Genomic DNA, 10,657 nt, shown 5'->3' on the forward strand with positions numbered 1-10,657 from the left:
AAGTGAAGGAGGAGGAAAATGGTACGGGAATTAATCGATAATATAACGAATTTTCGATGTTTCACGGATAGTGTTTCCTTATGGGTACAGCAGCTGTCCGTCAATTCCTTCATTATCTTCGTCATGATGATCTTCATGCTCTTGGGAGCCGTAGATCGGATGCGCGGAAATAAATGGGGATATGGGGCATCGTTTGAGGAGGGTTTTCAAGCGATGGGGCCGCTTGCGCTGGGCATGGCCGGGGTGGTGGCCGCTGCGCCGGTGCTCTCCATACTTCTGCGGCCGGTGATAGTCCCTCTATATCGTCTGCTTGGAGCGGATGCCTCCATGTTCGCGGGGACCATTCTTGCCTGCGATACAGGCGGCTACCCCCTTGCGATGGAGCTTACCTCGGATCCTTCGGTGGGAAAATTCTCCGGCCTGTTGCTGGGCAGCATGATGGGGCCTACGATCATCTTCACCATCCCGGTGGCTCTCAGCCTCATCAAAAAAGAGGACCGCCCGTATTTGGGTTCCGGAGTGTTGGCGGGAATGATCACCATTCCTATAGGCTGCATTGCAGGCGGACTCGTCATGAACATGACCCCTCATAAAATAAGTATCGGAACCATATTGGTGAATCTGCTTCCCGTCATCCTCATTGCGGGGTTGATCGTTCTGGGCCTGTGGTTCGCTCCGGGAAAGATGATTGAGGGCTTCAGCAAATTCGGAACCGGCGTCACGGTCGTCATTACGTTTTTTACCGCCATAGCGGTCTTCGAATACCAGACTCAGATTAAATTCCCATTGCTCAACATTATGGTGGAAGAGGATGCAAACGGGGAAATTCCTCTGTTGACAGGACTTCTGATCTGCGGCCAAATTTCCACCATTCTCATCGGGGCCTTTCCAATGGTGAAGTGGATCACAAGGCATTTCGGCAAGGCGCTTGGTTATTTCGGGAGTGCGCTTGGCATGGACGAAAAAGGATCGGCGGGCTTGGTCGCCTCTTTAGCCAACCATATCGCCATGTACACCATGTTGGGGGACATGAATTCCAGAGGAAAGCTCCTCAACGTAGCCTTTTCCGTCTCGGGGGCCTTCGTCTTCGGAGATCATCTCGGTTTTACCGCGGGGGTCGACTCCGAGATGATTTTCCCCGTGGTCCTCGGGAAGCTTACGGCAGGGGTTACGGCGTTATTGCTGGCCAATTTCCTCTACCCGAAGCTGACGGCCAAGATGCAGCCCAATTCCTGATCCCCAAGGATCTTTTCGCCCATTATGAAAGTGCTCGAACGGGCATTTTGTTTATGGGATAAAACTATTCTGAATCAAGGAGATGAAGAGCGGATGTCGAAACAGGTTGCGGCGAAGTTGAACGGAAAGGCGGCGTTGGTGACCGGGGCCGCGATGGGTATGGGAGCGGCTATATCCGAGGTATACGCAAAGTATGGTGCGAAACTTTGCATGATCGACATGTCGCCGAAGGTGGAGGAAAAAGCGGAGGAACTTCGCAAAAAACATGGTGCGGAGATTATTACGAGGATTGCCAATGTAACGAAGCCGGAGGATTTAAAGGCGGCTGCGGAGGAGATGGTGAAGACTTTCGGCCGTATAGACGTGGCTTGCTGCAACGCGGGCGTCTGTCGTCTCGGGAACTTTTTGGAGATGAGCGAAGCGGACAGAGACTTTCACATCGATGTCAACATCAAGGGCGTCTGGAATACCTGTAAGGCCGTAATCCCCAATATGCTCGAGAATGGAGGCGGAAATATCGTCATCGCGTCCTCGGTCACGGGGGACATCGTGGCGGATCCCGGGGAATCGGCTTACGCCCTGTCCAAGGCCGCGCTGGTGGGACTGACGAAGGCCCTGGCAATCGAGTTTGCGGGGAAAAATATCCGTGTCAATTGCTCGCAACTGGGTTATGCACGCACGCCGATGGCGGAGAGCATCGCCAAGCAGAGCAATCCGGACGATCCTGAGAGTGCACTTGCGGATATGGCGAAGGGGATCCCCGTGCATCGTCTGGCCGACCCGTCGGAGGTGGGCGAGCTGTTCGCCTTCCTGGGCTGTGAGGAGTCCAGTTATCTTACCGGCTCACAGATCGTTATCGATGGCGCGGCGACGATCAGGGAGTCCAATATGGGAGTGTAATTTCCCCAATGTCCCATTCGGATGAAAACTTCATTCGGTTGAAAGCTTCGGTTGAGAATTTCAGTTGAAGATCAGGAGGTCGACATAATGAGCAGAAAGCAATTTGTCCATCCGTATATCCCGAATTCCGAGCCTGGAATAAAGAGGGAGATGCTTGACGCGATTGGGATGAAAAGCGTTGAGGGAATCTACAAGGAAATCCCGGATCGGCTCCGTTTTAAGGGGCGAATGGACCTGCCGGACCCTATCATCTCCGAGTGCAGCCTTCAGCGTCATGTAGAGGGGCTTCTGGCCAAGAACAGAAATGCCAAGGATAACATTTGTTTCCTCGGAGGAGGTACGTGGAATCACTATGTTCCTGCGGTCGTCGAAACGATTATGGAGCGGGATGAATTCCTGACCTGTTACGTGGGGGAAGCGTATACGGATCACGGAAAATTTCAGACGCTGTTTGAAAGCAGCTCCATGATTGGTGATTTGACGGGCTTTGAAGCCTGCTGCACGCCTACCTACGACTGGGCAAACGCGATCGCAATTGCCTGCAGGATGGCGAAGCGTACAACGGGCAGGGAGGAAATCCTGGTTGCCGGCAATATGGCTCCCGATAGGCTGTCGGTGGTGAAGAATTATTGCAAGCCCGAGATGAAGGTCGTCAAGGTCGCCTATCACAAGGAGACCGGGATGATGGATATGACGGATCTGAAGTCGAAGCTCTCCGATCGGGTCGCCTGCGTTTATTTCGAGAATCCCATCTATCTTGGTGCCTTGGAAGAGCAGGTCGCCGATATCGTCAAGGCGGCGCACGGTGCCGGAGCTCTTGCGATGGTCGGCGTGGACCCCACCAGCCTTGGGGTGCTGGAAGCTCCGGGCGCGTATGGCGCGGATTATGCCGTCGGCGACCTCCAGCCTCTGGGGCTGCACATGATGTATGGGGGCGGCGTCGGTGGATTCATCGCGACGAAGGACGAGAAGGAATTCCTCGGAGAATATCCTGCCCTTCTGTTTGGGATCTGCAAGACGCAGAAGGAAGGGGAGTACGGTTTCGGCGAGGTCTACTACGAAAGGACCTCTTACGCCTCCCGGGAAAAGGGAAAGGACTTCATCGGAACCACGACGGCTTTGCATGGAATGGCGGCAGCGGTCTATATGGCTCTCATGGGGCCGCAGGGATTCCAGGAACTGGGCGAGGGGATTCTGCAGCGGGTCGAGTACGCCAAGGCGGGGCTTGCCAAGATCAAAGGAATCAAGATCCCCCTCAAAGGATACAGCTACTGCGATTTTATGGTCGACTTCAACGGGACGGGAAAGACCGTGAAGGAGATCAACAAGGCTCTGCTGGAGCATCGAATCCTGGGCGGAAAGGACATCAGCGGAGAATTTCCCGAGTACGGACAAAGTGCCCTTTACAGCGTGACGGAAGTTCATACGCAGGAGGATTTGCACGCGCTGTTCGATGCACTGAAGAAGATTTGCGCATAGGGCGTCGGGATGCTGCCTACGATAACTGCAGTGATGGACAAGGAGATGGAGGTTATATAAATGGCTAAGGTGAACGTCAGAAAAGATTTTCATCAGGCAAGATGGAATGAGCCGATTATTTACGAACTCTCCACCCCGGGCCTGCGGGGAATCATTCCGCCGCTTGTCGAGGACGGAATCGTGAAGGAAACGGGGGATGTCATTTCGAAGCTGCCGGTCGGCCTGAGAAGGAAAAGCTCCCTGGACTTGCCGGAGGTTCCGCAAAAGCATGTGCTTGCCCATTACATTCACCTTTCGCAGGAAACTATGGGCTCGAACCTTTCTAACGATATGTCCGAGGGGACCTGTACCATGAAATACAACCCGCGCCTTTGCGAGTCCCTGACCCTCAATCCCGGCTTCGCGGATATTCACCCCGACCAGGACCCGGAGACGGTCCAAGGCATGTTGCAGATATACTACGACTTCGAAAAGGTGGTCAAAGAGGTTTCCGGACTGGACAAATTTTCTCTGCAGCCGGGCGGCGGCAACCATGCCGTGTATACGGCGGCCTCCGTCGTGCGAGCTTACCATGAATCCCGCGGCGAATTGGCACAAAGAAACGAGATCATCACGACGATCTTTTCGCATCCCTGTGATGCCGCCTGCCCTGCAACGGCGGGCTTCAAGATCATAACCATTTATCCGGATGAGCATGGCATGCCGGACTATGAGGCGATCAAGGCTGCTGCAAACGAGCATACGGCCGCGATCTTTATGACCAATCCGGAGGATATCGGTATCTACAACATCCATGCCGATAAGATCGTAGAGGCAATTCATGCGGTTGGAGGCCTGTGCTTCTACGACCAGGCCAACGCCAATGCGTTTTTGGGCATAGCGAGGGCGAGGGAAGCCGGATTCGACATGTGCCACTTCAACGTTCATAAGACTTTCGGAACTCCTCATGGAGGCGAAGGTCCGGCCAGCGGCGCTTTCGGAGTACGCGACTACCTTGCGAAGTTCCTGCCGGTCCCGACCGTAGAGTTCGACGGCAGTAAATACTATCTCGATTACGACAAGCCGGAGAGCATCGGGAGGGTCCGCGAATATATCGGTCAGTCGGCGGTCATCCTGAAAGCCTATGCTTGGAGCCGCATGATGGGGCCGGACGGCTTGAAGGAATGCGCCGAAGTATCGGTCATCAACAATAACTATATGCTGAAGATGATGGAAAAGATTCCGGGCGTGACCCATGCGTTCCAAGGCAACGGAATCGTCCGTCAGGAGCAGATCCGCTACAGCTTCGAGGAACTGAAGAAGAAATACGACATCGGATCCGAGGACATGAACTGCAGGATGGGGGATTACGGCATTCCGTGGTTCTGGTCCAGCCACCATCCGTGGGTCATTCCGGAGCCCATGACAATCGAGCCGTGTGAGTCCTACACAAAGGAGGATATCGAGGAATACTGCAAGGTGGTGGAGATCTGCGCCAAAGAGGCGATGGAGAATCCTTCTTTGCTTAAGAACGCTCCTCATAATACGGCAATGCATCGGAGGATCAACGAGGAGGAACTTGATGATCCCAGCAAGTGGGCGATCACCTGGAGGGCCTATAAACGTAAACACAACATCAAGTGATCGTGCAACAGGAATGTTTCGAGGCCGGGGATACTCTCCCCGGCCTGATTCTCAATGGGGTCGGAATATCGTGTCTGGGGGCCTGTCAAATATGAAGAAGCTGGGGTTTATCGTCAATCCGGTGGCGGGTATCGGGGGCAAGGTGGGATTGAAAGGCTCCGATGGCGAGGCTACCTTGAAAAGGGCGTTGGAATTGGGAGCAGTGGCAGAGAGCGGGAAAAAAGCGCTGGTGGCCATGAGGGCATTGAAAGAGGCGGCGGGGGCCCTGGATATTTATACGTATCCCGGAGAGATGGGGGCGGATATATGCAGGGAGGCGGGGCTGGACTGTACCGTCTTGGGAAGGATAGAGCAGGGGCACACTACCCCGGAGGATACGATTCGTGCCGCCAGGATGCTTCGGGACGCAAAACTCGATTTGATACTATTCGCGGGCGGGGACGGCACAGCCAGAGATATTATGGATGCGGTGGGCACGACGATACCGGTGCTGGGGATACCGACGGGCTGTAAGATCCATTCCGGAGTCTACGCCGTGAATCCTCGGACGGCAGGGATGCTGATGGGGCAATATGCGCTTGGAAAGGTGCGGGAGACCCGAGAGGCGGAGGTTATGGATATCGACGAGGACCTTTTTCGCCAGGGTATCGTGCAGGCCCGTCTATATGGATATCTTCAGGTCCCGAACGAATCAAAGATGGTGCAAAACCTGAAGAGCGGACGAGGGTTCAGCGAAAGTGCATCCGTGGAGCTCCTCTCCAACTATATTGCAGATACGTGGGAAGATGACACTTTGTATATCGTAGGAACGGGATCGACCATCGCCGCCATTATGAAGAGACTTGGTCTTCAGAATACCTTATTGGGCGTTGACCTGGTATATGGCGGCGCCGTCATCGCTTCCGACTGCACCGAGCGGGAAATCCTCCGGACCATGGAGAACTATGACAAGGTGAGAATTCTCGTGACGGTCATCGGGGGACAGGGCTATATATTCGGACGCGGAAATCAGCAGATCAGCGCTTCCATCATCAAAAAAGTTGGGAGGGAGAACATTATTGTCGCTGCATCGAAAAATAAGATGCTCTCCCTCTTCGGAAAATCGCTGTACGTCGATACCGGGGACGAGGAGGTGAATCAGGCCCTGGCAGGGTACATTCGGGTCATTGTCGGTTATGGGGAATCCGTCATGGCCAAAGTGTCCGCCTGAGATGCCTCTGCGGAAGAGGGGATGTGAATAAACGTTTTCAAGAGATACCTGTGGACTGTACGTAGTCGATGATGGCGGGTTCCGGAGGGGAATCCGCCATCATTAATATTTTTGTCCCCTTCCGGTTCGGGGACGAAAGTTGAGCGGAAGGCGGCTTTTTGCTGCCTACCGCCCGATAGGAACGCCTTTCCCCGGCACTTGCGCCGTGGTATATACTTTTTAGTGAGATGGCGGCATATGCCGTAAGGTTACGGGAGGGATTGTTCTGATCGACATCAAGGGGCTTCGGCTGGCCTTCGGGGAGAAGGCCGTCTTCGACGATGTCGGCTGCCTGATCGGGGATCGGGCCCGGATGGGGCTCGTCGGCAACAACGGGGCGGGGAAGACGACGCTGCTGCGCGTCCTGACGGGGGAGATCGAGCCGGACGGAGGACGCGTCGAGCGTTCCAGGGGGCTGAGGGTCGGCTACCTGCCCCAGGACCTCGTGGAGCTGGAGCCCGTTCCGGTCCTGGACCTCCTGAAGGAACGCGTGGGGCTCGCCGGGCTGGAGGCGCGCCTGCGCACGGTGGAGCTCGCCCTGTCCCGGACGGACGAGGGGACGCGGGACCTCGGCGGACTGCTGGACGAACACTCCCGTCTGGAGCGGCATTTCGAGCACCTGGGGGGCTTCGGCTTCGAGGCGGCGGCGTTGAAGGTGCTGCGCGGCCTGGGTTTTGCGCAGGAGGATGGGGCGCGGAACTGCTCGGAGTTCTCCGGCGGATGGAAGATGCGCATCGCCATGGCGGCCCTGCTGCTCTCCGCCCCCGACGTGCTGCTGCTGGACGAGCCGACGAACCACCTGGACACCGAGAGCATGGAATGGCTCGAGGGATGGCTGCGGGGCCATAAGGGGGCCGTCGTCGCCGTGTCGCACGACCGCCGTTTTCTGGAGAACATGGCCGAGCAGATCGCGGAGCTCGAGCACGGCCGCCTGACGCTCTACCCCTGCGGCTACGATCGCTATCTGCTGGAGAAGCAATGGGCCCGGGAGCGGCTGGAGCGCACGGCCGAGGATCAGAGACGCCGCGTGGAGGAGACCCTGCGTTTCGTCGACCGCTTCCGCTACAAATCGTCCAAGGCGGCCCAGGTACAGAGTCGCCTGAAGCGGCTCGAGAAGATGGAGCCCATCGTGCTGGACGGCCCCGACAAGGAGGTCCGGTTCCGCATCCCCGAGGCCCCGGACAGCGGCTGGGAGGTCCTGAGCGCCCGCGGCCTCTCCAGGGAGTACGACGGAAAACGGGTCTTCGACGGGCTCGATTTCTCCATCAACCGCGGGGAGCGCGTCGCCCTGGTGGGCGTCAACGGGGCGGGGAAGTCCACCCTGCTGCGCCTCCTGAGCGGGACCGAGGAGCCGACCACCGGGGCCGTGCGGCTGGGGCACAACGTCAGGGCAGCCTTCTACTCTCAGGAGAGCGCGCAGAACGTGGATTATTCCCATACGATATGGGAGGAGGCCCGATCGGCGCCCTCGGTCCTGAACGACGTTGGCCGCCGCAGCCTGCTGGGCGCGTTCCTGTTCTCCGGGGAGGACATCCATAAGCGCGTGTCCGTCCTGTCGGGAGGGGAGAAGGCGCGTCTGGCCCTTTTCAAGCTCATGCTGGCCGAGACCAACCTCCTGATCCTGGACGAGCCGACGAACCACCTCGACCGGAGCACCCGGGAACTGGTGCAGAACGCCCTGCTCCAGTACCGGGGGACGCTTCTCATCGTCTCCCACGACCGCCATTTTCTGGACGCCCTGGCGGAGCGGGTCCTCGAGATTCGCGACGGGCGGCTCTACGACTATCCCGGCAACTATTCCTGGTTCCTGGAGAAGCGGGAGGAGATGGAGCGCCGGGACGGGGGCCCCGAACCCGACGGTGCGCTCCGGGTCGCGGATGCCCGCGAGGCCCGCAGGCGGGTGGCCGCGGAGCGGGAGCGGGCCGAACGGGAGCGGCGCGAGATCCGCAGGGAGCTGACGCCCCTGGAAAAGCGGATCGAGGGTATGGAGTCCCGCAGGGACGCGATCGACTCGGACCTGAGCGATCCTGCGGTGCTCGCCGACTCGGCGCGGATTCGGGAGCTCATGGTGGAGCGCAGCGCGCTCTCGGACGAGCTTTCGGAGGCCTACGAGCGCTGGGAGGCCCTGTCGCTCCGCCTGGAGGGCATCGTCCTGCCGGGATGACGGAATGGCGGGCCGGGGCCATTCCGGCCCTCGGCTCTCGATATTTGTTTGGGGGAACGCTGATTGAGTCAGCGCTTCCTTTGTGCTTTCACGAGTTCCATCTGTGGGGAGGAGGCCCCGAATTGCACGAGCTGTCCCTGACGGAATCCGTAAACAACGCGATCCTGGACCTCTGCGAGCGTTCGGGCTGGAGGCGCGTCCGCCGCATCGTGCTGAAGGTCGGGGGGATGAGGAAGGTCAACCCCGAGCTGATGTCCTTTGCCTTCTCCGTGGTCTCGAAGGGGACCGTCACCGAGGGGGCGAACCTGTCGATCCTCTCCATGCCCATCGTCTTCCGCTGCAGGGCCTGCGGAAAGGTCGCCGACAGCGAGAGCACGGCCTTCCTCTGCCCCAAATGCGGAAGCCCGGACGTGGAGCTTCTGTCCGGCCTGGAGCTCTCCATCGACTCCATGGAGGTGGAGGCGGGGAACGGGCCCGAGGCGTAGCTTTCCGGGGGATGGCTTTGGCTGCCCGCTCCTGTGCGGGGGCCGCCGGAGGCGGAAAATCTTAAGGAGACGATATCATGTCGGATAAAGGCATTCTGGACCGCCTCTCGCCCAGGCAGAGGGAGGCCGTGACGTACATAGACGGGCCGCTCCTGATCCTGGCCGGGGCGGGGAGCGGAAAGACGCGGGTCCTGACGCACAAGATCGCGTGGCTTCTGGCGGAGGGCCTGGCGAAACCGTGGGAGATCACGGCCGTGACCTTCACCAACAAAGCGGCCGGGGAGATGCGCGAGCGCGTCTCGGCACTCGTCCCCTCGGGGGCCGGGGATGTGCGCGTCAGCACCTTTCACGCCTTCGGCCTGAAGTTCCTCTTCCGGAACCGCGAGGCCGCGGAGGCTGTCGCGGGTGTGAAGCCGGGCTTCGCCGTCTTCGACCGCGGGGACAGCCGCGCGCTGGTCAAGCAGATCCTGGAGGGGATGGGGGTGAACACCAAGGATGTCGAGCCTGCCTCGGTCCTGGACGCCATATCCCGGGACCGGGCGGCCTGGACCCCCGGCAACCGGGAGTCCATCCTGGAGGGGCTCTACTTGGACGCCGCCCAGGCGTACCGCAGGGAGCTGCGGTCCCGCGGCGCCGTGGACTTCGACGACCTGATGATCGTCCCCCTGCAGGTCCTGGCGGGGGACGAGGAGGTGCGGCGGAGGGAGCGCGAGCGGATTCGCTGGCTGCTTGTGGACGAGTACCAGGACGTCAACCGCCCCCAGTACCTGCTGCTCCGCTACCTCACGGGGCCGGAGTGCCGCCTGAACGTCGTGGGCGACCCGGACCAGTCCATCTACGGCTGGCGCGGGGCGGACATCGGGATGATCCTGAACTTCGAACGGGACTTCACGGGAGGGGAGGGGCAGAAGGAGGCCCGCACCATCATCCTGGACGAGAACTACCGTTCGACCGGAAACATCCTGGGGGCCTCCAACGCCCTGATCCGCAACAACTCCGCGCGCAGGGAGAAGGATCTCAGGACCGCCCGGGGGGCGGGCGAGAAGGTCTACACCCTGCTTGCGAACAGCGACCTTCAGGAGGCCGGCTTCATCACCGCGGAGATCGGGCGTCTCAAGTTGGGCCACGGCTACGACTACGGCGACATGGCCATCCTGTACCGCCAGAACGCCATGAGCCGCCTCTACGAACAGAAGCTCCTGGAGGCGGGCATCCCCTACAGGATCGTCCGGGGGACGGCGTTCTACGAGCGCAGGGAGGTGCGGGACGTCCTGGCGGTCCTGAAGCTGGCCGTGAACCCGGACGACCGCACCTCTTTCGAGCGCGTGGCCGCCTTTGCGGTCAAGGGCATGGGGCCGAAGAAGAGGGAGGAATGGGCCGAGTGGCAGGTCTCCGGCGTCGTGCCCGCCTCGCCGGCCGCGGATTTCTGGCGCGCCGTGGGGGAGGGGGCCTTCCCGGTGAGGGGACAGGTCGGGGCTGTCTCTTATACACATCTCCGAGCCCACGAGACGGAGCTACATC

General features: G+C 59.3%; 8 protein-coding genes. All 8 read left to right on the forward strand.

Translation table 11 applies throughout. The features are described 5' to 3' along the window. Nucleotides 1–18: 18 nt before the first annotated feature. Nucleotides 19–1,236 (forward strand): ethanolamine utilization protein EutH, encoded by a 1,218-nt coding sequence (locus tag ABLA28_RS02005; RefSeq protein ID WP_347712299.1) that lies wholly within the window; start codon nucleotides 19–21, stop codon nucleotides 1,234–1,236. Nucleotides 1,237–1,260: 24 nt separating this feature from the next. After that, nucleotides 1,261–2,136, forward strand: coding sequence for an SDR family oxidoreductase UcpA (gene ucpA, locus ABLA28_RS02010; protein ID WP_347712300.1), 876 nt, complete (start codon nucleotides 1,261–1,263; stop codon nucleotides 2,134–2,136). Nucleotides 2,137–2,223: 87 nt separating this feature from the next. Continuing rightward, on the forward strand, nucleotides 2,224–3,615 hold the full coding sequence (gene gcvPA, locus ABLA28_RS02015; RefSeq protein ID WP_347712301.1) for an aminomethyl-transferring glycine dehydrogenase subunit GcvPA: 1,392 nt from the start codon (nucleotides 2,224–2,226) through the stop codon (nucleotides 3,613–3,615). 60 nt (nucleotides 3,616–3,675) lie between these two features. Beyond that, on the forward strand, nucleotides 3,676–5,238 hold the full coding sequence (gene gcvPB, locus ABLA28_RS02020; protein WP_347712302.1) for an aminomethyl-transferring glycine dehydrogenase subunit GcvPB: 1,563 nt from the start codon (nucleotides 3,676–3,678) through the stop codon (nucleotides 5,236–5,238). A 91-nt stretch (nucleotides 5,239–5,329) separates the two neighbouring features. Further along, nucleotides 5,330–6,448: an ATP-NAD kinase family protein gene (locus ABLA28_RS02025; RefSeq protein WP_347712303.1), complete on the forward strand. Its 1,119-nt coding sequence runs from the start codon at nucleotides 5,330–5,332 to the stop codon at nucleotides 6,446–6,448. Between the two features lie 352 nt (nucleotides 6,449–6,800). Next, nucleotides 6,801–8,651 (forward strand): ABC-F family ATP-binding cassette domain-containing protein, encoded by a 1,851-nt coding sequence (locus tag ABLA28_RS02030; RefSeq protein WP_347712304.1) that lies wholly within the window; start codon nucleotides 6,801–6,803, stop codon nucleotides 8,649–8,651. Between the two features lie 122 nt (nucleotides 8,652–8,773). Further along, a complete protein-coding gene (gene hypA / locus ABLA28_RS02035; RefSeq protein ID WP_347712305.1) occupies nucleotides 8,774–9,136 on the forward strand; it encodes a hydrogenase maturation nickel metallochaperone HypA in 363 nt (120 codons plus the stop codon). A gap of 77 nt (nucleotides 9,137–9,213) precedes the next feature. Further along, nucleotides 9,214–10,657 (forward strand): UvrD-helicase domain-containing protein (locus ABLA28_RS02040; RefSeq protein ID WP_347712306.1); only part of this gene is annotated, 1,444 nt, incomplete at its 3' end.

The sequence above is a fragment of the uncultured Fretibacterium sp. genome (assembly GCF_963544685.1).
Taxonomy (GTDB): Bacteria; Synergistota; Synergistia; order Synergistales; family Aminobacteriaceae; genus CAJPSE01.

What these genes read in the sequence shown, in the direction of transcription:
- ABLA28_RS02005 (WP_347712299.1), top strand. Translation starts at nt 19, where the DNA reads ATGGTACGGGAATTAATCGATAATATAACGAATTTTCGATGTTTCACG.
- ucpA (WP_347712300.1), top strand. Translation starts at nt 1,261, where the DNA reads ATGAAAGTGCTCGAACGGGCATTTTGTTTATGGGATAAAACTATTCTG.
- gcvPA (WP_347712301.1), top strand. Translation starts at nt 2,224, where the DNA reads ATGAGCAGAAAGCAATTTGTCCATCCGTATATCCCGAATTCCGAGCCT.
- gcvPB (WP_347712302.1), top strand. Translation starts at nt 3,676, where the DNA reads ATGGCTAAGGTGAACGTCAGAAAAGATTTTCATCAGGCAAGATGGAAT.
- ABLA28_RS02025 (WP_347712303.1), top strand. Translation starts at nt 5,330, where the DNA reads ATGAAGAAGCTGGGGTTTATCGTCAATCCGGTGGCGGGTATCGGGGGC.
- ABLA28_RS02030 (WP_347712304.1), top strand. Translation starts at nt 6,801, where the DNA reads ATGGGGCTCGTCGGCAACAACGGGGCGGGGAAGACGACGCTGCTGCGC.